The organism is Hydrogenophaga aquatica, assembly GCF_054780915.1.
Window position 1 is genome coordinate 23473 of the sequence record NZ_BAAGVK010000008.1, and the last position, 24663, is coordinate 48135.

Below are 24663 nucleotides of genomic sequence, written 5' to 3' on the forward strand. Positions count from 1 at the left end.
ATGAACACGTCCATCACCCCACCCGTGCCCGTCAAGCACTACCTGCAGTTCAAGGACTTCAGCGCGGATGATTACGCCTACCTGCTGGCGCGCGCCTGGCTGATCAAGCAGAAGTTCAAGACGTACCAGAAGCACCACACCCTGACCGACCGCACACTGGCCATGATCTTCGAGAAGGCCAGCACGCGCACCCGCGTGAGCTTCGAGGCGGGCATGTACCAGCTGGGCGGCAGCGTGGTGCACCTGACCACGGGCGACAGCCAGCTGGGCCGTGCCGAGCCCATCGAGGACAGCGCGCGCGTCATCAGCCGCATGACCGACATCGTCATGATCCGCACCTTCGGGCAGGACAAGATCGAACGCTTTGCCGCGCACTCGCGCGTGCCGGTGATCAACGGCCTGACCAACGAATTCCACCCCTGCCAGATTCTGGCCGACCTGTTCACCTGGCTGGAGTACCGTGGCAAGCGGGCCGACGGCTCGCTGGACGTGGGCGCGCTCAAGGGCATCACCGTGGCCTGGGTGGGTGACGGCAACAACATGGCCAACACCTGGCTGCAGGCGGCCGAGATCCTGGGCTTCAAGGTGCACGTGAGCACGCCCAGCGGCTACGAGATCAACCCGGCGGTGGCTGGCGTGACCTGCCCCGACTGCTGGAAGGTGTTCCAGGACCCGATGGAGGCCTGCAAGGGCGCCGACCTGGTGACCACCGACGTGTGGACCAGCATGGGCTACGAGGCCGAGAACGAAGCCCGCATGAAGGCCTTTGCCGCCTGGTGCGTGACGCCCGAGATGATGGCCCAGGCCAAACCGGACGCCCTGTTCATGCACTGCCTGCCCGCCCACCGTGGTGAGGAAGTGACCGCCGACGTGATCGACGGCCCGCAGAGCGTGGTGTGGGACGAGGCCGAAAACCGCATGCACGTGCAGAAGGCGTTGATGGAGTACCTGCTGCTGGGTCGCCTCTGACCGCTTCGTACCCGCCGTTGACACCATGAGTGCCTGCCAGTGCTGTGGCGCCTGCTGCGCCAACTTCCGCGTGGATTTCTCCATCTACGAACTCGACACCGAGGGCGGCCAGGTACCGTCGGGCCTGACGGTCGAGGTCAACGGCAACACCTGCCGCATGCGCGGCACGGACCACGTGCCCATACGCTGCGCGGCGCTCACCGGCAAGCTGGGCGAAAAGGTGGGCTGCGGCATCTACGAGTGGCGGCCCTCGCCCTGCCGGGAATTCGAGGAAGGCAGCGATGCCTGCGCCCGCGCCCGGCAGCGCCACGGCATGGCGCCCGTCTGATGCAACCCCTGCTGGACGCGATTTCCCGCCTGGAACTGCCGCGTGACGCGCAACGCGTGTTCCACGGCCGAGGTGGCATGTACCCTGGGTGTGAAGCCTGGACGCTGGACTGGTACGCCCCGGTCTGGGTGCTGACCCACTTTGGCGAAGTGGCTGAAGAGCAGGTCCTTGCCGTGGGTGAAGCACTGGCCTGCCGCTGGGAACAGCTGGCGCCCGGCCAGCCCCTGAACTGGGTGTTCCAGTGCCGAACCGACGGGCGCCCTGACACCCGCTTGATGGGCGGCACCGTTCCGGACCCGCACATCGTCACCGAAGACGGAGCCCAGTACCTGGTGCATGTGCTCAAGGGGCAGAACCACGGCCTGTTCCTGGACATGGCAGAGGGCAGGCGCTGGGTGCGCGCCCATGCCGCCGGGCAAAAAGTGCTCAACCTGTTTGCCTACACCTGCGCGTTTTCGGTGGCGGCGCTGCAAGGCGGTGCCAAGGAAGTGATCAACCTGGACATGGCGTCTGGCGCAATCGCGATCGGACAGCGCAACCACCACCTCAATGGCCTGAGCGGCGGCGCGCGCTTTCTGGCGCACGACCTGTTCAGCTCCTGGGGCAAGGTCACTCGCATGGGGCCTTACGGCTTGGTGATCGTGGACCCGCCCGCCTACCAGAAGGGCAGCTTTGTGGCGGGCAAGGACTACGCCCGCCTGTTGCGCCGCCTGCCCGACCTGCTGATACCCGGTGGCCACGCCCTGCTCTGCCTGAACGCGCCAGAACTGCCGCTGGCCTTCTTGCAGGATCAACTGGCACAGCAAGCCCCCGGCCTGGTGGTGCAGGAACGTCTGCCCAACCCGGCGGTGTTTGCCGATGTGTCCGCCGACCGGGCCCTGAAAGTGCTGGTGGCGCGCCTGAGCTGACCCACCCCGGGCGCCGTGCGTCGGACGCCCAAGACCTGAAACATGCTTTAGGTCTAAAATAATTTCGGAGTGTTGGAAATAACCGACACCACGACTTTTCACCGGGTGCTAACTTCGCCGCCATGCAAAAGATCTGGGACATCAGCCCGCCCGTCAACACCGCCACGCCGGTGTTTCCGGGCGACACCGCCTACCGCCAGGAGTGGGTGGCCACGCTCGGGCCGGGGTGCCCGGTCAACGTCAGCGCCATCACCACCACGCCGCACGTTGGCGCGCACGCCGACGCCCCTCTGCACTACGACCCGCAAGGCGCCGCCATAGGCGCGGTGGACCTGGCCGCCTTCATCGGCCCCTGCCGCGTGGTGCACGCCATGGGGTGCGGTCCGCTGGTGCGCTGGGAGCACATCGAACACGCCATTCCCCACCCGGCGCAACTGCCGCCGCGCCTGCTGGTGCGTACCTACGAACGCATGCCTGTGGACCGCTGGGATGCCGCCCTGCCCGCCTTTGCGCCCGAAACGGTACAACGCCTGGCCGACCTGGGTGTGCTGCTGATCGGCATTGACAGCGCCAGCATCGACCCGGCCGACAGCAAGACGCTGGACAGCCACCAGGTGATCCGCCAGCGCGGCCTGCGCGTGCTGGAAAACCTGTGGCTGGACGAGGTCCCCGAAGGCGACTACGAACTCATCGCCCTGCCCTTGAAGCTGATGCAGGCCGACGCCAGCCCGGTGCGTGCCGTGCTGCGCAGCCTGCCCTGAACACCCGCCCCCGAAGAAAGAGACGAGAGACATGACGACACTGCAAGACTGCCAGCGCCTGGACGCCCAGGACCCCTTGCGCGCCCTGCGCGACCTGTTCGACCTGCCCGAAGGCGTGATCTACCTGGACGGCAATTCCCTGGGTGTTTGCCCCAAGGCCACCCCGGCCCGCGTGGCGCAGGTAGTGCAGCAGGAATGGGGGCAAGGGCTGATCCGCAGCTGGAACACGGCTGGCTGGTTCCAGTGGCCGCAGCAGGTGGGCAACAAGATCGGCCAGCTGATTGGCGCCCGCGCTGGTGAAACCGTGGCCACCGACAGCACCTCGGTCAACCTGTTCAAGGTGCTGAGCCTGGCGATGACGCTGCAGGCCCAGGCCGCCCCGGCGCGCCGGGTGATCGTGAGCGAGCGCAGCAACTTCCCCACCGACCTGTACATTGCCGAGGCGCTGTGCCGCGAACGCGGCTGGACGCTGCGCCTGATCGAAGCCGCCGAGCTGCCCGCCACGCTGGGCCCCGACGTGGGTGTGGTGATGCTGACCCACGTGAACTACCGCACTGGCGCCATGCACGACATGCCCGCCGTGACGGCCGCCGTGCAAGGCGCGGGCGCGCTCATGGTGTGGGACCTGGCGCACAGCGCCGGTGCTGTGCCCGTGGACCTGAACGGCGCCAACGCCGACTTTGCCGTGGGTTGCGGCTACAAATACCTGAACGGTGGCCCTGGAGCCCCGGCCTTCGCCTGGATGAACACCCGCCACGCCGCGCGCCTGGGCAAGGACCTGTGGCAACCGCTGGCCGGCTGGTGGGGGCATGCCGCACCCTTCGCCTTCACGCCGGAATACCAGCCCGCCCCCGGCATCACGCGCTTCATGTGCGGCACGCAACCCATGATCAGCCTGGCCGCGCTGGATTGCGGCGTGGACACGGTGCTGGCCGCCGAACCCTTGGGCGGCATGGCAGCGCTGCGCGCCAAGTCGCTGGCGCTGACCGACCTGTTCATCCAGCTGGTGGAGGAACGCTGCGCAGGGCACGGCTTGAGCCTGGTCACGCCGCGCGCGCGCAGCCAGCGCGGCTCACAAGTGTGTCTGTCCCGTTCAGAAGGCGCCTACGCCATCGTGCAGGCGCTGATCGCACGCAACGTGATTGGCGACTTCCGCGCGGGCGACGCGCAGCAGCCCGACATCCTGCGCTTCGGCTTCACGCCGCTTTACCTGGGCTTTGAGGATGTGTGGAACAGCGTGGAACACCTGCGCCAGGTGCTGGTCACGGGCGAATGGCAACGGCCTGAGTTCAACCAGCAGCACGCCGTGACCTGAAGCCCCGAAGCGAACGACAAGGAGACACCCCATGTGCCCACACGCCCAGCCTGCCAGCAGCGGCTGCCCGGTCCATGCCACCGGCCACACCGAAACCATCGTGCACGAGGAAAAGGCGCAGCTCGACTTCAGCCATGCCATGAGCTATGGCGACTACCTGCAGCTCGACGCCATCCTCAACGCGCAAAAGCCGCTTTCACCCGACCACAACGAAATGCTCTTCATCGTGCAGCACCAGACGAGCGAGCTGTGGATGAAGCTGATGCTGCACGAGCTGCACGCCGCCGTGGCCTGCGTGGCGCGTGACCAGCTGCCTGCGGCCTTCAAGATGCTGGCGCGCGTGAGCAAGATCATGGAGCAGCTGGTGCACGCCTGGGACGTGCTGGCCACCATGACGCCCCCCGAGTACAGCGCCATCCGGCCCTACCTGGCACAGTCCAGCGGCTTCCAGAGCTACCAGTACCGCTGCATCGAATTCGCGCTGGGCAACAAGAACGCGGCCATGCTCAAACCGCACGCGCACCGGCCTGACCTGTTGGCCATGGTGCAGGCCGCCTACGAGGCGCCATCGCTGTACGACGAAGCCCTGCGCCTGCTGGCCCGCCGTGGCTTGGCCGTGCCCGCCAGCCACACCCAGCGCGACTGGACTCAGCCCTACGTGGAAAACGAAGCGGTGGAACAGGCCTGGCTGCAGGTGTACCGCCAGCCCGAACAGCACTGGGACCTCTACCAGCTGGGCGAGGAACTGACCGACCTGGAAGACGCCTTCCGCCTCTGGCGCTTCCGCCACCTCACCACTGTCGAGCGCGTCATCGGGCTCAAGCGCGGTACGGGCGGCACCGGCGGCACCAGCTACCTGCGCAAGATGCTGGACGTGGTACTGTTTCCGGAAATCTGGAAACTGCGTACCGACCTGTGAACCCACCTTCTGCCGACTACACTTCCCTCCAACAAGACCGCAGTGCCTGGTGGCCGTTGCTGGCACTGATTGCAGGCTTCGCGCTGAGCCAGGCCTTCCGCACCGTCACTGCCATCATCGCCGGTGGGCTGCAAGCGGAATTCGGGCTCTCAGCCCAGGCCCTGGGGCTGTTTGCGGGCACCTTTGCGTTTGCCTTCGGGCTGAGCCAGTTTGCCATGGGCGTGGCGCTGGACTACTACGGCCTGCGCCGCACCATGCTGGCGGTGTTCCCGTTGGCCATTCTGGGGGCGGTCGTTTCGGCACTGGCGCCCAACTACAGCGTGCTGGTGCTGGGCCAGGCGCTGATCGGCATGGGCTGCTCGCCCGCCTTCGTCACGTGCACACTCTACATTGCGCGGCACTTCCCGCCCAAGCGCTTTGCCTTCTTTTCTGGGCTGGCGCTGGGCCTGGGTGGCCTGGGTCTGTTGCTCACGGGCACGCCCATGGCCTGGTGGGTGCAGCAGACATCCTGGCGGGCGGGCTTCGGCCTTCTGGCGGTGTTGGCCGCGCTGGCGTGGTTGTTGATCCGCTCGCAGCTCAAGGAGCCCGCAAGCAACACAGGCAACCGCCCGGCCACCCTGCTGAGCACGCTGCGGGGCTTCGGCTCGCTGTTTCTGTTGCCGCATACCCTGGGCATCATGGCGTTGGCGCTGGTCAGCTATGCCGCCTTCCTCACCCTGCGCGGGCTCTGGCTTGGGCCTTTGCTGATTCACCGGCACGGCTTCAGCCTGCTGGACGTGGGCAACGTGGCACTGGCGGTATCGGTGCTGTCGCTCTTCATGCCTGCGGTGTTCGGCCGGTTCGACCCGGGCGCGGCGTCGCGGCGGCGGTGGATTGTCGTGTTCGCCTGCTCCACGGCCTTCGTTTTCATGCTGATGGCCGTGTGGCACAACGCCTGGACGGACGTGGCAGGAATGGTGCTGGTGGGCGCCCTGTCGGGCGCAGGCGTGCTGCAGTATGCCAACGTGCGGTCGGCCTACAGCGCCGACATGACCGGCAGGGCTTTGTCGGTGTTCACCATGGCCATGTTCCTGGGGGTGGCGCTGGTGCAGTCGCTCACGGGCTGGGCCGCGTCGGCAGCGCAGCAGCACGGCCTGGAACCTTACACCGCAGCGCTGGCCACCACCGGGGGGTTGCTGGCCCTGGGCGCGCTGTCCTTCTGGTGGCTGCCTGCTCCGCCCAGGCCCGCCCACGACACGGCGGCCTGAAACCCGCGCGTTTCAGCGAAGCGCCTGCGCCAGCAACGGCGCCATGGGCACGACGTTCGTCGGGTGGGCAATGCAGTCGGTGCTCCACACATCGCCCACGCCCGCTTCACGCATCACCTGCAGGGCGTCGCCCGCGAACAGGGCGTGGGTAACGGCCACGTCCACCGACGCAGCACCCGCCGCCAGCAGCAGCCGCGTGGCACGCGCCACCGTGTGCCCGGTGCTGGCCACGTCATCCAGCACCACCACCTGCCGCCCCAGCAAGGGCACATCGGGCAATTCAATTTCCACGTGCCGGTCGCCGTGGCGCACCTTGCGGCACACGGCACTGTCGTTGCCATGCCGTGCGGCGGCCTGGGCCACCCACTGCGCGGCCTCCTCGTCTGGCCCCAGCAGCAAGGCGCCAGGTCGCTGCTGGGCAATCCAGTCGGCCAGCGCGGGGGCACCGCTGAGCACCACGGGCCGCGCCACCGGCACCGCTTCGCCCAGCGTAGCCACACGGTGCAGGTGCGGGTCTACCGTGATCACCGCATTGAACAAACCCGCCAGAAAGCCGCCGACGATGCGCTGGCTCACCGCCTCGCCGGGGCGGAAGGCCATGTCCTGGCGCATGTAGCCCAGGTAGGGGCACACGAGCGTCAGGTCGCGCGCACCCAACTCGCGCGCGGTGCGTGCGGCAAGCAGCAGTTGCACAAGTTTCTCGTTGGGCTGGTGCAGGCCGCGAAACACCACCACCTGTTCAGGCAGCGGCGCAGGCAGGCGCAGCTTCAGCTCGCCATCTGGAAAGCGGTGGCACTCCACCAGGGTTGCTGGCAAACCGGCGGCCTCTGCCAGCCGGGTGGCGGCAGCGGCCTCGTCTTCAAAGTACAGCAGCATCAGAACTCCACGTAGACGTGTGGCAGGTCACCCGGGCCACCCAGGGTGTAAGCGTTGTCCTTGAGCGTGGCCTGCCGGGCGAATTCCAGGTCGGACTGGAAGCTGGCGTACACGCGGTAAAGTGGCTCGCCTGCACGCACCTGGTCGCCCAGCTTGCGTGCCAAGTCCACCCCCGCGCCCTGTACCTTGGGGGCGCCCGCCAGCTGGGCAATGCGCGCAATGCGCAGGTTGTCGATGCCCGTCACCACGCCGTCCTGCAGCGCGCACACGTCGAAGCTCAGGGCGCCCAACTGGGGATGTTCGTGGTCAAAGGCCTTGCCGCCCTGCGCCTCGATGATGGCCATCATCTTCTTCAGTGCGCGGCCCGAATCCAGAATGTCGCGCGCGATGGCGTAGCCGTCACCGCCCCGGATGTCGGGGTCGCACTCCAGCAGGCGGCCCGCCAGGCGCAGCGACTTCTGGCGCAGGTCTTGCGGCGCCAACGGGTGGTTCTCCAACACGCGCATCACGTCACGTGCCTCCAGCACCGGGCCCACGCCGTTGCCGATGGGCTGGCGGCCATCGGTGATCACCACGTCGAGCGACAGGTTCAGGCGCCGCGCGACGTACTCGAACAGGCGGCGCAGGCGCTGCGCCTCGGGCATGGAACGCACCTTGGCGGTGGGCCCGATGGGAATGTCCAGGACCAGGTGGTTCGAGCCTGCGGCCATCTTCTTGGACAGGATGGAAGCCACCATCTGCCCAGGCGAATCGAGCGACAGCGGGCGCTCCACCGAGATCAGCACGTCGTCGGCAGGCGACAGCTCGGCCGTGCCGCCCCAAGCCAGACAGGCGCGGTGCTCGCGCACGATCTCGGCCAGGCGGTCGAAGGGCAGTTCCACGTTGGCCAGCACCTCCATGGTGTCGGCCGTGCCTGCGGGCGATGTGATGGCGCGTGACGATGTCTTGGGGCAGACCAGGCCATGCGCCGCGACGATGGGCACCACCAGCATTGACGTGCGGTTGCCTGGTATGCCTCCAATGCAGTGTTTGTCCACCACCAGCGGCTCGTGCCAGTCCACGCGGCGGCCGCTGTCGATCATGGCCTCCGTCAGGAAGAACACCTCCTCGCGGTCCAGCTCACCCCGGTTGGTGGCCACCACGAAGGCCGACAGTTCGATCTTGGAATAGCGGTGCTCGGCGATGTCGCGCACGATGGCGTGGAAGTCCTCGCGCCCCAGCCGCTCCCCATCGATCTTGCGGTGCAGTGCGGCGATGGACACCGGCGCCTCGGCCTGCTGGATGGACGCGGTGTGCCCCTGATCCACGCCCAGCTGGTCAAAGGCGTCTTGCGACAAGCCGAGTTCGTTGCACCGGACGATGCGGGGGTCGGACGTGACGTTGAGCGTGGCCAGGATGCGTTTGCCATTGGCACGAACCTCCACTTTCGACAGGGCCTGAAAACCCTCAGCCCGGTAGACCTCGCAGTCCTTGTGCAGGTAGGCCACGTTCTCGCGGTAGGTGTCGATGGCGACGCGGCGCAGCTGAAGCACCGCCGCACCCGCATGGACCGGCCCGGACTCGGGTGCCTGACTGGACACGGGATTCATCTTGCGCCTCACTGCGGACGGATCTGGTTGCGCTCAATGACCTCGCGCATCTTGGCCGTGTCGGCCTGAATGCGTCTGGCCAGCCCTTCGGCGGAGGTGCCTGCGACCTGCCACCCCTGGGCGAAGATTTTTTCACGCACCTGCGGCTCGCGCACGATACCGGCCAGCAATGCAGACAGGCGGTTGATCTGGGCCTTGGGCATGCCAACCGGCGCGGCAACGGCGTTCCATATCTCCAGCTGGAAATCCTTGACGCCGGCCTCACCCAGGCTGGGCACCTCGGGGGCCAGGGTGCTGCGGCCTGCGGACGTGACCCCCACGGCCTGCAGCTTGCCTGCCCGCACCTGTGCCATGGCCAGGCCAGGCGGCAGGAGCGCCATCTGCACATCGCCCTGCATCATGGCGTTGATGACCTGCGGATTGCCCGGATAAGGCACATGCACGGCCTGCAAGCCCGCCGCGGACTTGAGCATCTCCATGCCGATGTGGGCCACCGTGCCGATGCCCGGCGTGCCGTAGTTCCATTGCGCTGCAGATTGACGCGCGGCGGCAAGGAACGCCGCTCCCTGGCCAGGCACCTTGGGCGAGGCGGCCAGCACAAGCGGCGCAGTGGCCAGCAACGACACGGGCGCCAGGTCCTTCAAAGGGTCGTAGGGCGTGGCCGGATTGAGGATCTTGGCAATCGTCATGTTGCCGTTGATCATGAGGCCCAGGGTGTGTCCGTCGGTGGCGCGCGCCACCAGATCGGCAGCGATGTTTCCACCAGCCCCCGGCCGGTTATCCACGACCACGGGCTGCCCCAGTGCCTGCGACAGCGGTTCAGCGATGGCGCGGGCCATCAGGTCGGGCGACGACCCGCCAGGAAAACCCACGACCAGCCTGATGGGACGGCTGGGCCAGGCCTGCCCTGCGGCGTTCTGGGCCCAGACACCCTGGGCGGCGGTGCCCATCAGTGTGGCCAGCGCGCCCAGCACGGCATCCCGGCGGCGAATGGAACGGGGTTGGCGTTGATCGGCCATGGCTGTCTCCTTCAAGCATGCGGGCGGTTGCCGCCCTGGATTTGTCTCAAGCCGTTGACGGCATGGGCGGGCCCGCGTACAGCCTGGGCACGTCCAGCACGGACTCCCCCAAGGCTGCCATGGTGAAGTTGCGCGCCCAGCGCAAAGGCCCCTGCGCATGGAACAGGACCCCGTTTCGCCGGGATCGTTCCTGCACCCAGGCGTTGCGCGACCACCTGACCGCGGCCCAGCGCTTGAGCAGGTCCGGCCAGTCTGGCGCGCCAGGCGCCGGTACAGCGGCCAGCAACCGGCCAAGCGTCCAGGCATCCTCCAGCGCCATGGCCGCTCCCTGTGCCAGATAAGGCCTCATTGGGTGAGCCGCGTCGCCCATGAGCGCCACCCTTCCGCGCACCTGCTCCTGCGGCCCGCGCACCGGATGGCGCGCGTTCAGCGGCCACAAACGCCACTGCAGCACGGCGTTGAGCACCTCATCCAGGTCACGGGCCGTGTCGCCCAGCAGCGTCCGCAATTCGGCTGCATGGGCCTCGTGGTCCCAGCCCTGCGCACCCTCCGGTACCGGCGCCTCGACCACCACCACAACGTTCATCCACTCGCCGCCACGCACGGGGTATTGCACGGCGTGCAGGCGCGGCCCCAGCCAGGCAGTGACGGCCTGGCGCTGCAGCCGCTGCGGCAGATCGGCCATGTAGACCATGCCACGGTAAGCCAGATGCCCGGAGAACGTCGGGGGACCGTCGCCCAGCACCAGCTCACGCGTGCGGCTCCACAGCCCATCGCAGCCCAGCACGGCAGGCGCCGTCAGGCTCATGTCCCCGCTGGTGTCCAGCCGCACGACGTCGCCCTGGGTGCGCAGACCGGTCAGCCGCTGGTCGAGATGGCAAGACACACCCGGGTGATCCTGCACGGCATCGAGCAACAGCGAATGCAGGTCGGCCCGGTGGATGGTGGCATAGGGCTGGCCGTAGCGCTCGCGTGCACGCGCGCCCAACGCCAGGCGGCCCAGGGATTCACCCGTGCCCGCATCCCGCACCACCAACTCTTCAGGGAACGCCGCACACTCCGCCAGCCCGTCGGCCAGCCCCCAGTCGTGGAGCACGCGCACGGCGTTGGGACCGAGCTGGATGCCCGCCCCCACTTCAGAAAACAGCGGCGCCTGCTCAATCAGTTGTATGCGCAGATCCGGGCGCGCACGTACACATGCGAGAGCCGCGCCCAGACCGGCCATGCCCCCGCCCACCACCACGAGATTCGTCGTCATGGCGACGATTGTGCCCCAACGGGGATCAGCCAGCGCCTCCGGCCAACACGCTCAACTGCTCGGCCTTGCGGGACAGGTCGTCATCGCTGTCGGCAAAGCGCAGCGCAATGGCGCGGAACTCCTCGGCGATGTCGACGAACGCATCGACCATGTCCGGGTCGAAGTGCGTGCCCTTGCCCTCGACAATGATCCGCACAGCCTGCTCATGCGGCATGCCGTCCTTGTACACACGCCGGCTGATGAGCGCGTCATAGACGTCGGCAACCGCCATCAACCTTGCCGACACGGGAATCTCGTCACCACGCAAGCCTTCGGGGTAACCGCTGCCGTCCCACTTTTCCTGGTGCCCGTAGGCGATCTCCTTGGCGATGCGCAGGAACGCCACCTGCAGGCCGAGCGATTTCTCGGCGTTCGCAATGGCATCCCGGCCAAGTGTGGTGTGGGTCTTCATCACCTCGAATTCATCGGTTGTGAGTCTGCCGGGCTTGAGCAGGATGCGGTCCGGGATACCCACCTTGCCAATGTCGTGCAGCGGAACCGACTTGTAGAGCATTTCAATGGTGCGGTCGTCGAGCTGAGCAGCAAACCGAGGATGGCTTTGCAGCTTGCGCGCCAGTGCGCGCACGTAGTTCTGGGTGCGCCGGATGTGGTTGCCGGTATCGCCATCCCTGGTCTCCGCCAGGGATGCCATGGCGGTGATGGTCACGTCCTGAATGGCAGTGATTTCCTGTGTCCGGCGCACCACTTCGCTTTCCAGAAAGCCGTTCTTGTCGCGCAGGAAGTCCGCCATGTGCTTGAGCTGCAGCTGCGAGCGAACGCGCGCCAGCAGCACAGGCTGGCTGATCGGTTTGGAAATGTAGTCCACCGCGCCGCAGGCAAACCCCAGCGCCTCGTCCTGGACCTCGGTCTTGGCCGTCAGGAAGATGACCGGGATGTTGGAGGTGGCCGGATCGGCTTTGAGCTGCCTGCAGACTTCGTAGCCGTCGATGTCCGGCATCATGATGTCCAGCAGGATGATGTCCGGCCGAGGCTGCCCTGCCGCTATCTGCAAGGCCTTGTCTCCGTGGTTGGCCACCTTGACGCGGTAGTTCTGCTTCAGGATGGCCCCCATCAACTGCAGGTTGGCGGGGGTGTCGTCCACCACCAGCACCAGGGGTTTGCTCGCACTGTCGTCGTCCACGATCTTCTCCTCAATGACCCGGGTTGGCACCCGTGTCCTGACCAGCGCCCTGGGCACGGGCCTCCGTCAACACGTTCAACGCCACGGTGTAATCAAATTCTTCCACGGCACGGGCCAGCCTGTCGTGGCGCGATGCCAGCAGCGGCCTGAGGGTGCTGGCGTGCTCCTCGAACAGCGCTGCCGCCTCGGGATCATCCTCCCGCAGCAGGCCTTCCAGCCTGTCGAGCAGCGCCACCGCCTGCAATCGGCTCTGCGGTCCTGTGGCACTGGCGCCCTCGGGCAGTGACAGGCGGGCTTCAACATCCCCCACCAGCGCGGCCAGCTCACGCGACAGGCTGTCCAGCTGTTCCTGGGCACCTACGCGCCCTGCCGGCTCGCGCAGCCGCGACTCCAGCGCCGCCGCGAGCCTCTCCAGTTCCACAGCGCCCAGGTTCCCGGCAACGCCCCTCAGGGAGTGCGCCAGTCTCTCGGCCGTGTCCCAGTCGCCCTGCTCCATGGCGCAGGCAATACGCTCATCCGCATCGGCCTGGCCCGCAACGAATTTGCGCAGCATCGCCAGGTACAGGCCTGCGTTCCCCGCCATGCGGCGCAGCCCCGCGCCCGTGTCCAGGCCGTACAGATCCGCGGGCACCGTGGGGTGCCGAGGCCCTTCTTCCTGCGCCTGGACCGGTTCCACAACCACGCGGGGACGTATCCAGCGCTGCAAGACCCGCAGGAGTTCCGGGGGATCGATGGGCTTGGCCACGAAGTCGACCATGCCCGCCTCCATGCACCGCTGCCGGTCAGCCGTCATGGCGTTGGCCGTCATGGCGATGATCGGGATGTGGCCGTATGTGCCCATGCGGCGGATCTCCCGGGTGGCGGTCAGACCATCCATCACCGGCATCTGCATGTCCATCAGCACGGCGTCGTAAGGCGCCAGCCCGATGCGTTCAATCGCCTCCTGCCCGTTGCCGGCAATGTCGGCCACCACCCCATGAGCGGCCAGCAGGCCGCGCGCCACCTCCTGGTTGACCTCGTTGTCTTCCACCAGCAAGACCCTGGCACCCCGGATGGCTGCGATCTCCGGATCGTCGACCGCACGGTTCTGCGGCCTTTCCTGCCGTTCGTTCACCGCCTGGTGGCGGGTGAGCGCCCGCACAACGCCGTCGAACAGCATGGACGGGTTGACCGGCTTGACCAGAACGTCCTCGACACCGGCAGAGCGCGCCTCGCCCGTCACCTCTTCGCGGCCGTGCGCGGTGACGATGATGCAACGGGGCACGGGCGACTGAAGGCCAAGCGCCGCCAGGCGCCGCGCTGCCTCGACGCCGCTCATGCCGGGCATGCGCCAGTCCAGCAACAGCAGGTCGAACGGCTTGCCCGTGCGGTCCGCCTCGGCAACGGCAGCCAGCCCGGCCTCGCCCGAATCCGCCGCCTCCACGTCAAAGCTCAAGGAACGCAGCAGGTTGGCAAGAATCTCGCGGGCGTGTGCGTTGTCGTCGACCACCAGCATGCGCTTGCCCCGCAGGTCGGCCTCCAGCACCGCCCGGTGCTGCCCCCGCTGGCTCTTGCCCAGCGTGGCCGTGAACCAGAACGTGGAACCCTCGCCGAACCGGCTTTCCACGCCCACGCTGCCGCCCATCAGCGCGGCCAGCCGCTTGCTGATGGCCAGCCCCAGCCCGGTGCCACCATAGCGGCGCGTGGTGGAACTGTCGGCCTGCTCGAAACTGCGGAACAGCCGCGCCTTCTGCTCGTCCGTCAGCCCGATGCCCGTATCGGCCACCTCCACCTGCAGCTTCACGGTGGTGTCGTCCTCGGCCAGCTTGCGCACATTGACCGTGACCTCCCCGCGCTCCGTGAACTTGACGGCGTTGCTGACGTAGTTCACCAGAATCTGCCTGAACCGCAACGGGTCGCCCACCAGCGCCGTTGGCACGTCGGGCGCGATGTCAAAAAGCAGCTCCAGCCCTTTGGAGCTGGCCTTCTCACCCACCAGGCTGGCAACGTTGTCCAGAACCTGCTCCAGGTCCATTTCAATGTGCTCGATGGCCAGCTTCCCTGCCTCCACCTTCGAGAAATCCAGAATGTCGTTGATGATGCCCATCAGGTGCTGCCCCGACTGCTGCAGCTTGGCCACGTAGTTGCGCTGGACCGGCTCCAGAGTACCCTGCTGCAGCAAGTAGGACATGCCAAGGATCGCGTTCATCGGCGTGCGGATCTCGTGGCTCATGTTGGCGATGAAATCGCTCTTGGCCTGGCTGGCGGCCTCGGCGGCGTCCTTTGCATCGGCCAGGGCCGCTTCCATGTGCTTGGCTTCGGTGATGTCGATCCAGTAACCGCTCCAGACGAAGGCATCGAACATCGTCACACCATCCATGTCCAGCGGGCGCACCGGCACCGCCGCCCCTTGACCCAGTGGATCGAGCCATCGGGGTGGCGGATGCGGAACTCCGAGACCCAAGGCTGTCCCGTGCGCTGCGAACCAACGATGGCGGCGATCACGCTCTCGCGGTCCTCCTCGTGCAACGCGGGCTCCACCACCGCGCCATCCTTGAGCGCGTCCTCCGGCTCCACGCCGAACAGGTCTTTCACGTGTCTGCTGATGAAGGTGTACTTGCCTTTGCCGTTCCCGAAGGATATGTACTGGTAGACCACCCCGGGAAGGTGATCGGACATCTCCCGCAGCATCGTTTCCGTTTCGCGGAGCTTGTTCTCTGCCAGCTTGCGGCGGGTCACGTCACGCACCGAGGCGATCACGGACAGCCCGTTGTCCGTCTCCATCGGGCTCAGGCTGACCTCGATGGCGATCTTCTCGCCGTCGCGAAGCACCCCGACGACGTCGCGGCCATTGCGCATCTGGGTGTCTCGGGGGTCACGGAAGTAGTCGCGCATGAAATCCGCATGCATCAAGCGACTCGCTTCAGGCATCAGGATGTCAACCTTCTGGCCCACCAGTTCCTCCCTGCGGTAGTCGAAGAGGTTCTCCGCCTGGCCGTTGACCTGCGTGATCACACCTTGCTCGTTGACGATGATCAAGCCGTCCGGGTTGAACTCGAGCAGGTTCTGCATTCGCTCTTCCCGCATGTGACGTTCGGTCACATCAACCCAATACCCGTTCCAGATGAAATAGTCTTCCGTCTGAACACCGGCACTGACTTCACCGTGTATCCACCGCACCTCCCCTCCGGGCAACTGGATGCGAAACTCGTGTTGCCAGCCGGTGCGCTGTGCAAAACTGCGTTTTATGGACGCCACCAGTTCTGCCTTGTCTGCTTCCGGCAGCAAGCGGAAATAGGCGGTCGGATCTTCGATCAGTTCAGCAGCGCCGATACCAAAAATCTGGGCAACCTGGCGGCTCACGTACACGAACCGCCCGGTGCGCAAGTCACGCCCTTCAAAACGAAAAACGGCCACAGGCAGGCTGTCGGTCATCTCGCGCAACAACTGCTCGGTCTGATGCAGTTTCGTCATCACCTCACTGCTCTGCAGGTGCAGGCGCTGGTCAAAGACGCTGGCCACAAAGCCGCTCACCAGCAGCACCGCCACCCCAGACACCACGCCCAATGCCAGTTCATGCATGTCAATGGGCGTGGTGGCAGCCAGGCCTATGCTGCCTGGGGCTATCGAAGTCCCGCTCATCGCGATGTAATGCATCGCTGACACCGTCAAGCCCATCATCGTCGCACCCAACAGCTGGTAGACCCAGTGCAGCCAGGCCTTGCGTTCGCTCAGGTAGACGATGTACAGAGCGCCTGCCGACGCCCCAACGGCGACCAGTGCAGACAACGTTGCAATCAAGCCGTTATAGACAGGAGGCGGGGAAATGCGCATGGCAGCCATGCCAAGGTAATGCATCGTGGTGATGCCCCCGCCCATCAGCAGCCCGCCCACCAGCAGCAAGCGCCCCCCCAGCACCGGACGGCGCAACAGCGTGAAGCCAATCATCGCGGCAAGCACCGCGGGCAGCGCTGAAAGAACCGTCAGCCGGACGTCGAAGGAGACGGCCACCGGCAGCTGCATGGCCATCATCCCGATGAAATGCATCGACCAGATCGTCAGGCCAAAGGTCGAACCGCCGGCAACCATCCACAGGCGCGCCGCATGTCCTTCGGATGCTCTCATGCGCAAGGCGTGAGACAGACTCACATACGACCCCAGCACCGCTACCAGCACGGACAGCAGCACCAGCTCGCGATCCCAATCGAATTGCATGCTCTCCTCCAGAAACCACCAGAGCCAGACGGCCGACTCCCGCATATGCTACGACAGAATCATCTATCGCACTGAGATTTGAGCATATTAAGTGATTTAAGTCAAATAAATTCCCTCAAAATATCATTTTTTGCCGTAAAAATCGAATTCAACGGATAGGCAGGCCCCAGGTGCGCACCATGTTCATGGCACTCTCGCTCACGCCCGCGCCAAACCGCTTGGCCAGGCGCTCGGCCACGTTCTCGCGCTGGGTGTAATCGATGATGTCTTCCGCCTGGACGACATCACGGGCCACCTGATCCAGGCTGCCCAGATCATCGGCCAGCCCCAGGCTCACCGCCTTCTGGCCGCTCCACACCAGCCCGCTGAAGGTCTCGGGGGTGATCTTCAGGCGGTCTCCACGACCCTTCTTGACCACGTCAATGAACTGCTCATGGATTTCATCGAGCATGGCCTGCGCATGAGCACGCTGCTCGGTGCTCTGTGGGCTGAAAGGGTCCATGAACCCTTTGTTCTCGCCAGCCGTCAGCAGGCGGCGCTCCACCCCCACCTTGTTCATCAGACCGGTGAACCCGAAGCCATCCATCAGCACGCCGATGCTGCCGACGAGGCTGGCCTTGTCCACATAGATGTTGTCGGCAGCCGCTGCAATGTAGTAGGCGGCAGAAGCACAGGTTTCCTCCACCACCGCGTAGACGGGCTTCTGGTGCAAGGCTTTGAGGCGATGGATCTCGTCGTTGATCATGCCCGCCTGGACCGGGCTGCCGCCGGGCGAATTGATCAACAGGACAACGGCCTGCGCCCCCTGGTCCTCGAACGCCGAACGCAACGATCCCATGACTGCCTGAGCGTTCGAACTGGCCTCGGCGGCGATCTCGCCACGGATCTCGATGAGTGCCGTGTGGGGGCGGCTGACAGTGCTTGTTGGCGCAATGTCACGGTAGACAAGCCAGGCCAGCGACACCAGGAAGGCCAGCCACAGCAGGCGCAAGGCCACTTTCCAGCGCCGCGCCGCGCGTTGCTCCTGCAGTGCGGCGAAGGCGAGCTTTTCCAGCGTGGCCCGCTCCCAGCCGGGCGCGGGCTGTTGTGAGGGCTGGGGCGGCTGCGTCATGTCTTGCATAGGGTGTGCTCTTCAGAAAGCTATGGGTTGCAGGTTGTATTGTGACCGCCAGTAGACCACCCCGTCGTGCTCGACGGCGTCAATCTTCACCAGGGGGCCGCGCCCCGGCCCGCCCACGCAGCGCCCGGTGTCGGGCTGGAACAGCGCACCGTGGCTGGCGCAGACCAGGTGGTGCCCAGTCAGGTCGAAGAAGTGGTTGGGGCGCCAGTCCATCTCCATCGCCACATGGCTGCAGCGGTTCAAGTAGGCATGCACCCGCCCCTGGTAGCGAATGGCGAAGGCCCGGCAGGTCTGCCCCTGGTAAATCACGTCGAAGGGGCAGGCCTCGCCCCCGTCGGCGAGGTCGCGACTGTTGCACAACGGGTGAAGATCGGCAGCATGTGACGTCATGGCATGCAAAGGTAACGCAAAACCGAAGCGGCCGAAAAAGTCCCGACAATACGGCCATGAACGCTACGATTTCCCCGCAACCCGAGCGCCCGCTGGTGCTGGGTTCCACGTCCCGCTACCGGCGCGAACTGCTGCAGCGCCTGCACCTGGCTTTCGATGTGGTTTCACCGGAAGTGGACGAAACCCCCCGGCCCGGAGAGACCCCGGCCGCCATCGCACAGCGCCTGGCACTGGCCAAGGCGCGGGCCGTGGCGGCGCTGCACCCCGAGGCGGTAGTCATCGGCAGCGACCAGGTGGCCGACCTGGCGGGCGAACCCCTGGGCAAACCAGGCACCCACGAACGCGCCGTGGCCCAGCTGCGCCGCATGAGCGGCCAGACCGTGCTGTTCCAGACTGCCGTGGCCGTGGTGTGCGCGGCCACTGGCTTTGAACGCTGCGAACTGGCGGTGGTGCGTGTGGTGTTCCGCGACCTGAGCGACGACGAAATCGAACGCTACCTGCGCATCGAGCGGCCCTACGACTGCGCGGGCAGCGCCAAGAGCGAGGGTCTGGGCATCGCCCTGCTTGACCACATCGACAACGACGACCCCACCGCACTGGTGGGCCTTCCCCTCATCCGCACGGCACGCCTGCTGCGCCAGGCCGGGCTGCGCCTGCCATGAGCACCGTTCAACCCGGCACCCTGTACCTGGTGCCCACACCGCTGGACTTTGGCTGCGAAACCCACGACCCGGCCTTGCTGGCGGCCCTGCCCGCACGCACACTGCAGGTGGCCGCCGGGCTGACCCACTGGATCACCGAAAACGCCAAGAGCACGCGAGCCTTCCTCAAGCGGGTGGACGCGCACCAGCCGCTGGCCGCGCCCTTGCAGGCGCAGCAGATCGTCGAACTGCCGCGTGAGGTGCACAAAAAGGGCGACCACGACCCTGGACAGGGCTTCGACGCCCGACCACTGCTCGCCCCAGCGCTTCAGGGACATGATGTGGGCCTGGTGAGCGAGGCAGGCATGCCCGCCATTGCCGACCCGGGTGCGTCAGTGGTGCGCGCCGCGCACGCCCTGGGGCTGCGCGTGGTGCCACTGGTGGGGCCAGTGTCACTGATGCTGGCCTTGGCAGCCAGCGGGCTGAACGGCCAGAACTTTGCCTTTGTCGGCTACCTGCCGCAAGACGGGGCGCAGCGCACCCAACGCCTGCGCGAACTGGAAGCCCTGGCCCACAAGACCGGCCAGACGCAACTCTTCATCGAGACGCCCTACCGCAACACGGCGCTGTTGCAGGCTGCCATCGGCGCACTCAAGCCCGACACCCGGCTCGCCCTGTGTTTCGGCGCCACACTGGCGGAGCAAGTCATCCGCAGCCACACCGTTGCCCAGTGGAAAAAAGAAAACACCGCCTTGCTGCCCCTGCAGCTGCCAGCGGTGTTCCTCCTGGGCCGCTGAGGTTTACTGCAAAGGCACGGCCCCCGCCAGCGGGCGTTTCTCCAGCGTCCACTGGTGCAGGGAACCGTCGTACTGCTTCACGCTCTTGTTGCCCAGGATCTCCGACATGATGAACCACGGCATGCCGGACTGCGAGCCGCTGTTGCAATACACCACCGCCGGCGCCTCGGGGTCGATGCCCTGGGCCTTCAACACTGCCTTGTAGGTATTGACAGGCAGCATCTTCACGGCTCCACCACTGGTCTTGAACGTGGTCTCCGGCGCCAGGGACTTCGCGCCATCCAGGTGCCCGTAGCCATACACGTAATCACGCTTGATCAAGCCGTGGTATTGCGCGGGATCGCGCGCATCCACCAGGGTCGCGTTCTTTTTCTCGACGATCGCAGCCACTTCCGCCGAGTCGGCGAAATAACGCGCGGTCTGGTCCGCCGCCGACTTCCAGCTGCCGGTTTTCGGGGCGGGCTGGTCCTTGGCGAAGGGGCGCCCCTCCAGCAGCCACGCTGCCATGCCACCGTCCAGCACAGCCATGTCCTCCTGCCCGTAGACCTTGAACTGCCAGTACATGCGCATGGCATCGTTCACGTCGTGCGAAGCCAGCCCCAGCGGCACGATGACGATCGGCTTGTCGGCGTCAATGCCCGCCTTCTGCACGTACTGCTCAAACTCTGCACGCTGCGGGATCATGTACTTGACCTTGATACCGCCGATCTCACGCTCCACGCGCATGGTCTTGGCCTCGACGAGCCGCGAGCCGGGAATGTGCCCTCCGATCTCCTCAACGGTCTTTTTGCCCTTGGCGTCGGTCTCGATCACCGGGTCGGCGGTGAAAGACTTGGCGTCGGAGCGCACCTCCACCACCTGAACCTTGTCCAGGTTGTCGGCCAGCCAGGCTGTGCTGACCAGCGGCCCAGGCAGAACGCCCGCCCATGCGCCTGCGGCGCTCCAGCTCATCGCGGCCCCGACGACCAACCGCTGCATCCACTTGCTCATTTCTAGCTCCTCTTGCCGTGTTGAAAAAAAGTCTCACGCTTCAAACCAGCCCTAGCCGGACCAACTGGTCCGGCAGGTTGGCCGGGCACGACGCCAACACGTCGTGCGCCCTGTCCTGCCACACCTCGCTCAACGGCCGCCCATTGGCCAGTTGCGCCAGCCGGGCATCCCGCTCGTACAGCAACTGGACAATCTGGTCACCGAACAGCCCGGCCATCGCCGTCAACCAGCGTGCCACCGGCGCCATGCGGCCAGCGGCGTGCACTTCAAAATGTCCGAGTTCGGGCACCACCTCAGGCGCTGGCCGCCAGCGCTCGCCGGTCACCCAGCCATTGGTGGCAAACCAGCGCAACGGCCTGCCCTGCGCGTCCAGGGACAAGGCGGCCAGATGCATGAAGCCATCTGCCGCGGCACGGTCTGCAAACAGGTGGAAGTGGCCATGCTCCGGCTCGCTCCAGCGCTGCTCACCATGCGCGTGGTAATAAAACCGCGTGCCGTTCACCCGGTCGACAACGTCTTTCGCCGGGTAATGCCTCAAGCACTCGAACCGCCTGGAACCGGCCAGGGCCGCCCAGGCCACGCTGCGCCCGCTGGAGGCGTAATCCAGAGGGACGGCCACCGCCGTCTGCGCCCACTGGGCGATCAGTTCTTGCCTGGCGCGCACGGGTTGCCCGGGGCGCATGGGTTGTCGGAACCCTTCTTCTTCTTTTTCTTTTGTGCCGGGCCGCAAGGGTTGGCTGGCCCGCAAGGGTTGCCTGTTTGCTGCTCCTTGACCGTCTTGCCGCTGTCTTGTGCCTGCTGCGCCTGCACCGCTGGTGCAGCCGCGACCATGGCGGCGGAAGCCACCAATGCCGCCAGCGCCTGGTTCAGCGAAGTCTTCTTGCTCGTGCGTTTCATCTTTACTCTCCAAATCAAGGTTCACACGCCATCAGGCCTTGCCCATATCCGTGTCCGTGCCAACGGCTTCCTGCGCCGTCACCGGGCCCTGGCTGCGCCGCTCGAACCAGCTGCCCGCGTAGAACACACCCACCAGCGCCACGGCCATCAGGCCGATCACCACCGCATCGGGAATGCCCCATGCATCGCTGAAGGTGTCACCGGTTTCCACTTCGCCCATGGCCATCACGGCCTCAATGGCCGGGCCATACAGGCCCGAAAAGGCAAACGTGCCAATCAACAGACCAAAAATGAAGAGGAAGGCATCCACCCGGCCCGAGAACATGCCCACCACCGAGGTGCCAGGGCAATAGCCACCCACGGCAAAACCGCTGCCCACCAACACCCCGCCAATGGCCGACGCCACAAGCAACGAGGTCGGCACGAACACGGCGTCTGCCTCCAGCAGGCCAGCCAGCCTCAACAGGTACAGACCCGCCGCAGCCACCACAATGGCCGTGAACATCACCTTGAGCACCGACCAGTCACGCAAGGAGAATTGCCCTGTGAGCTTGCAGGGGCTGCCAAAACCAGCGTTCTCCAGCACAAAGCCGAACAGGACACCGCACACCAGACCGGACAACATGCCGCCGTCGTTCAATGGAAACATCTCACACCCCCTTGACCAGACGGCTGACGACCAGGCCCGCCACGAAGAAAGTGCCCAGGAACACGAAGGCCGCAATGCCCAGCGTGGCAGCGCCCGACAGCCCCAGGCCACTGGTGCAGCCTGCCGCAACGCGGGCACCGAAACCCGCCAGAACGCCCCCGGCCAGCGCCGTGACGATGCGTTTGCCAGCGCCCACGCGGCTGGCGCCGTCCAGTTGCACCTTGAGGCGGCCGCCCATGAAGGCCGCCAGCACAGCGCCCAGGGCAACGCCCACCACCTGCCAGGTGATCCAGCTGCCCAGGGGGTTGCCACCTTCGACCATGGGGCCAAGGTAGCCGTTGGCGGCTGTCGCCGTGGGCGCCAGCGTCATGCCCAGCCATGCGGCCAGGCGGGTTGACGCGCCCGTGGCCCCCAGGCCGTGACCCGTCCACAGAAAAGTCAGCAACAGCACCAGACCCAGCACGATGCCCGCCACCAGCGGTGGCCAGAAGGGTTTGACGCCAGACGAAGGCACTACCGTTTGCATGCCATCTCCTTGAATAAATACCTTACAGGGTATAGATTCTAAAAAGGAAATGACTGGCAGCGACCTCGCCCGTCAACGTATGAATAAGTGTTTACCCTGGGGTTGCCAGGCAAAAACGGCAGGTGCCCGTTCAGTGGCCGGAGCCACGGCGCGACTGCGTCTGGTTGTGGCTGCCAACGTGCGACTCCCGGTCGCTGCGGCTGTCGGGCGTGCGCTTGCCCTGGTTCAGTTGGGTGGCGGGCTTGTCGCCCGGCTTGTTGGTGTCGTTCTCAACCTTCCCGCCGTGGGCGGGGGCGTTATCGCGCGGATTCTGATGACTTGTCATGGCCGGTTCCTTGCGTGAATGAGAGGGCCAACGTGACCCTCCAGGCAAAGGTACTGCAACCGGTATGCACACGCAAGGTTGCGGCGCCGCGCGCCGCCGCAACCTTGACCTGGATCAATGGCGGAAGTGGCGCACGCCCGTGTAGACCATGGCCACGCCGCGCTCGTCGGCCGCGTCGATCACTTCCTGGTCGCGCATGGAGCCGCCCGGGTGGATCACGCAGGTCGCGCCCGCGTCCACCACCACGTCCAGTCCGTCGCGGAACGGGAAGAAGGCGTCGCTGGCCACGGCTGTGCCTTGCAGGCTCAGGCCGGCGTGCTCCGCCTTGATGCTGGCGATGCGGGCGGAATCCAGGCGGCTCATCTGGCCAGCACCCACGCCCATGGTCATGCCGTTCTTGCAGAAGACGATGGCGTTGCTCTTGACGTACTGAGCCACCTTCCAGGCAAACAGCAGATCCTGCAGCTGCTCGGGGGTGGGCTGCTTCTTGGTCACCACCTTCAGGTCGGCCAGAGTGATTTCGTGGTTGTCCGCCGTCTGCAGCAGGATGCCGGAACCCACCCGCTTGACGTCCACCGCGTTGCGGCCACGTTCCCAGTCGGTGCGGCCGGTCGCCAGAGACTCGGGCAGCTCGATCTTCAGGATGCGCACGTTCACCTTGGCCTTGAACACCTCCAGCGCCTCGGCGGTGAAGGCGGGCGCCATCAGCACTTCCACGAATTGCTTGGACACGGCCTGGGCGGCGGCGCCGTCCACCACGCGGTTGAAGGCGATGATGCCGCCAAAGGCGCTGGTCGGGTCGGTCTGGAAGGCCTTGCTGTAGGCCTCCAGCGAGTCCTTGCCCACGGCCACGCCGCAGGGGTTGGCGTGCTTCACGATCACGCAGGCAGGCGCGTCAAAGCTCTTGACGCACTCCCAGGCGGCGTCGGCGTCGGCGATGTTGTTGTAGGACAGTTCCTTGCCTTGCAGCTGCTCGGCCGTGACCAGCGAGCCGGGGGCCGGGTACAGATCGCGGTAGAACGCGGCTTGCTGGTGCGGGTTCTCGCCGTAGCGCAGGTCTTGCAGCTTGACGAAACGGCCGTTGCTCTGACCCGGGAAAGCCAGGCGCTGCGGTGCGGCTTCACCAGCTGGCACGCCAGCGCTCAGATCGATGGCGGAAAGGTAGTCGCTGATGGCGGCGTCGTAGTTGCTGATGCGGTTGAACGCGGCCACGGCCAGCTTGAAGCGGGTCGCGTCACCCACCTTGCCACCTGCCTTCAGCTCGGCCACAACTTCGGCGTACTGGCTGGCGTCGGTCAGCACGGCCACGTCTTTCCAGTTCTTGGCGGCGGAACGCACCATGGCCGGGCCGCCAATGTCGATGTTCTCGATGGCGTCGGCCAGCGTGCAACCAGCCTTGGCCACGGTGGCCTCGAACGGGTAGAGGTTGACGACGAGGATGTCGATGGTGCCGATGCCATGCTCCTTCAACGCGGCCATGTGCTCGGGCAGGTCGCGGCGGGCCAGCAGACCGCCGTGCACCATGGGATGCAGGGTCTTCACGCGGCCGTCCAGCATTTCGGGGAAACCGGTGACCTCGGCCACCTCGGTCACCGGCAGGCCGTTGTCGGCCAGCAGTTTGGCTGTGCCGCCCGTGGAGATGAGTTGCACCCCCAGGGCGTGCAGGTCGCGCGCCAGGTCGAGCACGCCGGTTTTGTCGGAGACCGAAAGAAGAGCTTTCATGGAGTCGAGGTCTAAGAGTGAAGAAAAGGGTTGAGCGAGGTGG

General features: G+C 66.0%; 25 protein-coding genes. 9 read left to right on the forward strand and 16 right to left on the reverse strand.

The features are described 5' to 3' along the window. The 7 genes from argF to ACYVHH_RS06140 all read left to right on the forward strand — a co-directional run bounded on the left by argF (window position 1) and on the right by ACYVHH_RS06140 (window position 6447). Entirely contained in the window at window positions 1–969 is a 969-nt protein-coding gene (gene argF, locus ACYVHH_RS06110; protein ID WP_460564233.1) for an ornithine carbamoyltransferase, read from the forward strand. Window positions 970–994: 25 nt separating this feature from the next. Then, entirely contained in the window at window positions 995–1297 is a 303-nt protein-coding gene (locus tag ACYVHH_RS06115; protein ID WP_460564235.1) for a YkgJ family cysteine cluster protein, read from the forward strand. Beyond that, complete coding sequence (locus tag ACYVHH_RS06120; protein ID WP_460564236.1) at window positions 1297–2205, forward strand: class I SAM-dependent methyltransferase; 909 nt, start codon at window positions 1297–1299, stop codon at window positions 2203–2205. Before ACYVHH_RS06115 ends, ACYVHH_RS06120 begins: the two co-directional genes overlap by 1 nt. A gap of 122 nt (window positions 2206–2327) precedes the next feature. Continuing rightward, window positions 2328–2966 (forward strand): arylformamidase, encoded by a 639-nt coding sequence (gene kynB, locus ACYVHH_RS06125; protein ID WP_460564237.1) that lies wholly within the window; start codon window positions 2328–2330, stop codon window positions 2964–2966. 31 nt (window positions 2967–2997) lie between these two features. Continuing rightward, window positions 2998–4281, forward strand: coding sequence for a kynureninase (kynU, locus tag ACYVHH_RS06130; protein ID WP_460564238.1), 1284 nt, complete (start codon window positions 2998–3000; stop codon window positions 4279–4281). 31 nt (window positions 4282–4312) lie between these two features. Next, window positions 4313–5200, forward strand: a complete 888-nt coding sequence (gene kynA / locus ACYVHH_RS06135; protein ID WP_460564240.1) for a tryptophan 2,3-dioxygenase — start codon at window positions 4313–4315, stop codon at window positions 5198–5200. After that, on the forward strand, window positions 5197–6447 hold the full coding sequence (locus ACYVHH_RS06140; protein WP_460564241.1) for an MFS transporter: 1251 nt from the start codon (window positions 5197–5199) through the stop codon (window positions 6445–6447). The genes kynA and ACYVHH_RS06140 overlap by 4 nt, the downstream gene beginning before the upstream one ends. A gap of 12 nt (window positions 6448–6459) precedes the next feature. On the opposite strand, the gene ACYVHH_RS06145 is transcribed toward ACYVHH_RS06140, so the two are convergent. The 9 genes from ACYVHH_RS06145 to ACYVHH_RS06185 form a co-directional block, all read right to left on the reverse strand. Beyond that, entirely contained in the window at window positions 6460–7323 is an 864-nt protein-coding gene (locus tag ACYVHH_RS06145; RefSeq protein ID WP_460564242.1) for a ribose-phosphate diphosphokinase, read from the reverse strand. Further along, entirely contained in the window at window positions 7323–8912 is a 1590-nt protein-coding gene (locus ACYVHH_RS06150; protein WP_460564243.1) for a thymidine phosphorylase family protein, read from the reverse strand. The genes ACYVHH_RS06145 and ACYVHH_RS06150 overlap by 1 nt, the downstream gene beginning before the upstream one ends. Before the next feature lie 8 nt (window positions 8913–8920). Next, window positions 8921–9931: a Bug family tripartite tricarboxylate transporter substrate binding protein gene (locus ACYVHH_RS06155; protein WP_460564245.1), complete on the reverse strand. Its 1011-nt coding sequence runs from the start codon at window positions 9929–9931 to the stop codon at window positions 8921–8923. A gap of 46 nt (window positions 9932–9977) precedes the next feature. Further along, the gene (locus ACYVHH_RS06160; protein ID WP_460564246.1) at window positions 9978–11189 is read right to left on the reverse strand and encodes an FAD-dependent monooxygenase; all 1212 of its coding nucleotides are present in this window, start codon (window positions 11187–11189) and stop codon (window positions 9978–9980) included. Between the two features lie 25 nt (window positions 11190–11214). Then, window positions 11215–12369 carry an HD domain-containing phosphohydrolase gene (locus ACYVHH_RS06165; RefSeq protein WP_460564247.1) on the reverse strand — a complete coding sequence of 385 codons (1155 nt, stop codon included), beginning with the start codon at window positions 12367–12369 and terminating at the stop codon, window positions 11215–11217. Window positions 12370–12379: 10 nt separating this feature from the next. Continuing rightward, complete coding sequence (locus tag ACYVHH_RS06170; protein WP_460564248.1) at window positions 12380–14749, reverse strand: response regulator; 2370 nt, start codon at window positions 14747–14749, stop codon at window positions 12380–12382. Beyond that, complete coding sequence (locus ACYVHH_RS06175) at window positions 14716–16563, reverse strand: PAS domain S-box protein (protein WP_460564249.1); 1848 nt, start codon at window positions 16561–16563, stop codon at window positions 14716–14718. The genes ACYVHH_RS06170 and ACYVHH_RS06175 overlap by 34 nt, the downstream gene beginning before the upstream one ends. Before the next feature lie 148 nt (window positions 16564–16711). Then, on the reverse strand, window positions 16712–17683 hold the full coding sequence (locus ACYVHH_RS06180; RefSeq protein ID WP_460564251.1) for a S49 family peptidase: 972 nt from the start codon (window positions 17681–17683) through the stop codon (window positions 16712–16714). A 12-nt stretch (window positions 17684–17695) separates the two neighbouring features. After that, on the reverse strand, window positions 17696–18073 hold the full coding sequence (locus tag ACYVHH_RS06185) for a Rieske (2Fe-2S) protein (RefSeq protein ID WP_460564253.1): 378 nt from the start codon (window positions 18071–18073) through the stop codon (window positions 17696–17698). Between the two features lie 56 nt (window positions 18074–18129). Between ACYVHH_RS06185 and ACYVHH_RS06190 the strand changes: the two genes are divergently transcribed. Both ACYVHH_RS06190 and ACYVHH_RS06195 read left to right on the forward strand, forming a co-directional pair. After that, complete coding sequence (locus ACYVHH_RS06190) at window positions 18130–18735, forward strand: Maf family nucleotide pyrophosphatase (RefSeq protein WP_460564254.1); 606 nt, start codon at window positions 18130–18132, stop codon at window positions 18733–18735. Then, window positions 18732–19511 carry an SAM-dependent methyltransferase gene (locus tag ACYVHH_RS06195; protein ID WP_460564255.1) on the forward strand — a complete coding sequence of 260 codons (780 nt, stop codon included), beginning with the start codon at window positions 18732–18734 and terminating at the stop codon, window positions 19509–19511. Before ACYVHH_RS06190 ends, ACYVHH_RS06195 begins: the two co-directional genes overlap by 4 nt. 3 nt (window positions 19512–19514) lie before the next feature. Here ACYVHH_RS06195 and ACYVHH_RS06200 read toward each other — a convergent pair whose 3' ends face one another. From ACYVHH_RS06200 to purH, 7 genes are all read right to left on the reverse strand, one after another. Continuing rightward, complete coding sequence (locus ACYVHH_RS06200) at window positions 19515–20501, reverse strand: sulfurtransferase (protein ID WP_460564256.1); 987 nt, start codon at window positions 20499–20501, stop codon at window positions 19515–19517. A gap of 40 nt (window positions 20502–20541) precedes the next feature. Then, window positions 20542–21183, reverse strand: coding sequence for a DUF6969 family protein (locus ACYVHH_RS06205; protein WP_460564258.1), 642 nt, complete (start codon window positions 21181–21183; stop codon window positions 20542–20544). Further along, window positions 21144–21398: a hypothetical protein gene (locus tag ACYVHH_RS06210; RefSeq protein ID WP_460564260.1), complete on the reverse strand. Its 255-nt coding sequence runs from the start codon at window positions 21396–21398 to the stop codon at window positions 21144–21146. The genes ACYVHH_RS06205 and ACYVHH_RS06210 overlap by 40 nt, the downstream gene beginning before the upstream one ends. Before the next feature lie 31 nt (window positions 21399–21429). Beyond that, the gene (locus tag ACYVHH_RS06215) at window positions 21430–22047 is read right to left on the reverse strand and encodes a DUF6691 family protein (protein ID WP_460564262.1); all 618 of its coding nucleotides are present in this window, start codon (window positions 22045–22047) and stop codon (window positions 21430–21432) included. Window position 22048: 1 nt separating this feature from the next. Continuing rightward, window positions 22049–22573 (reverse strand): YeeE/YedE thiosulfate transporter family protein, encoded by a 525-nt coding sequence (locus ACYVHH_RS06220; protein WP_460564263.1) that lies wholly within the window; start codon window positions 22571–22573, stop codon window positions 22049–22051. 130 nt (window positions 22574–22703) lie between these two features. Then, the gene (locus tag ACYVHH_RS06225; protein WP_460564264.1) at window positions 22704–22898 is read right to left on the reverse strand and encodes a hypothetical protein; all 195 of its coding nucleotides are present in this window, start codon (window positions 22896–22898) and stop codon (window positions 22704–22706) included. A 114-nt stretch (window positions 22899–23012) separates the two neighbouring features. After that, entirely contained in the window at window positions 23013–24620 is a 1608-nt protein-coding gene (gene purH, locus ACYVHH_RS06230) for a bifunctional phosphoribosylaminoimidazolecarboxamide formyltransferase/IMP cyclohydrolase (RefSeq protein ID WP_460564265.1), read from the reverse strand. Window positions 24621–24663 lie beyond the last annotated feature (43 nt).

Bases quoted from the DNA above. Each gene is read 5' to 3' on its own strand.
- argF (WP_460564233.1), top strand. From the start codon at position 1: ATGAACACGTCCATCACCCCACCCGTGCCCGTCAAGCACTACCTGCAG.
- ACYVHH_RS06115 (WP_460564235.1), top strand. From the start codon at position 995: ATGAGTGCCTGCCAGTGCTGTGGCGCCTGCTGCGCCAACTTCCGCGTG.
- ACYVHH_RS06120 (WP_460564236.1), top strand. From the start codon at position 1,297: ATGCAACCCCTGCTGGACGCGATTTCCCGCCTGGAACTGCCGCGTGAC.
- kynB (WP_460564237.1), top strand. From the start codon at position 2,328: ATGCAAAAGATCTGGGACATCAGCCCGCCCGTCAACACCGCCACGCCG.
- kynU (WP_460564238.1), top strand. From the start codon at position 2,998: ATGACGACACTGCAAGACTGCCAGCGCCTGGACGCCCAGGACCCCTTG.
- kynA (WP_460564240.1), top strand. From the start codon at position 4,313: ATGTGCCCACACGCCCAGCCTGCCAGCAGCGGCTGCCCGGTCCATGCC.
- ACYVHH_RS06145 (WP_460564242.1), bottom strand. From the start codon at position 7,323: ATGCTGCTGTACTTTGAAGACGAGGCCGCTGCCGCCACCCGGCTGGCA.
- ACYVHH_RS06150 (WP_460564243.1), bottom strand. From the start codon at position 8,912: ATGAATCCCGTGTCCAGTCAGGCACCCGAGTCCGGGCCGGTCCATGCG.
- ACYVHH_RS06155 (WP_460564245.1), bottom strand. From the start codon at position 9,931: ATGGCCGATCAACGCCAACCCCGTTCCATTCGCCGCCGGGATGCCGTG.
- ACYVHH_RS06160 (WP_460564246.1), bottom strand. From the start codon at position 11,189: ATGACGACGAATCTCGTGGTGGTGGGCGGGGGCATGGCCGGTCTGGGC.
- ACYVHH_RS06175 (WP_460564249.1), bottom strand. From the start codon at position 16,563: ATGCAATTCGATTGGGATCGCGAGCTGGTGCTGCTGTCCGTGCTGGTA.
- ACYVHH_RS06180 (WP_460564251.1), bottom strand. From the start codon at position 17,683: ATGCAAGACATGACGCAGCCGCCCCAGCCCTCACAACAGCCCGCGCCC.
- ACYVHH_RS06185 (WP_460564253.1), bottom strand. From the start codon at position 18,073: ATGACGTCACATGCTGCCGATCTTCACCCGTTGTGCAACAGTCGCGAC.
- ACYVHH_RS06190 (WP_460564254.1), top strand. From the start codon at position 18,130: ATGAACGCTACGATTTCCCCGCAACCCGAGCGCCCGCTGGTGCTGGGT.
- ACYVHH_RS06195 (WP_460564255.1), top strand. From the start codon at position 18,732: ATGAGCACCGTTCAACCCGGCACCCTGTACCTGGTGCCCACACCGCTG.
- ACYVHH_RS06200 (WP_460564256.1), bottom strand. From the start codon at position 20,501: ATGAGCAAGTGGATGCAGCGGTTGGTCGTCGGGGCCGCGATGAGCTGG.
- ACYVHH_RS06205 (WP_460564258.1), bottom strand. From the start codon at position 21,183: ATGCGCCCCGGGCAACCCGTGCGCGCCAGGCAAGAACTGATCGCCCAG.
- ACYVHH_RS06210 (WP_460564260.1), bottom strand. From the start codon at position 21,398: ATGAAACGCACGAGCAAGAAGACTTCGCTGAACCAGGCGCTGGCGGCA.
- ACYVHH_RS06215 (WP_460564262.1), bottom strand. From the start codon at position 22,047: ATGTTTCCATTGAACGACGGCGGCATGTTGTCCGGTCTGGTGTGCGGT.
- ACYVHH_RS06220 (WP_460564263.1), bottom strand. From the start codon at position 22,573: ATGCAAACGGTAGTGCCTTCGTCTGGCGTCAAACCCTTCTGGCCACCG.
- ACYVHH_RS06225 (WP_460564264.1), bottom strand. From the start codon at position 22,898: ATGACAAGTCATCAGAATCCGCGCGATAACGCCCCCGCCCACGGCGGG.
- purH (WP_460564265.1), bottom strand. From the start codon at position 24,620: ATGAAAGCTCTTCTTTCGGTCTCCGACAAAACCGGCGTGCTCGACCTG.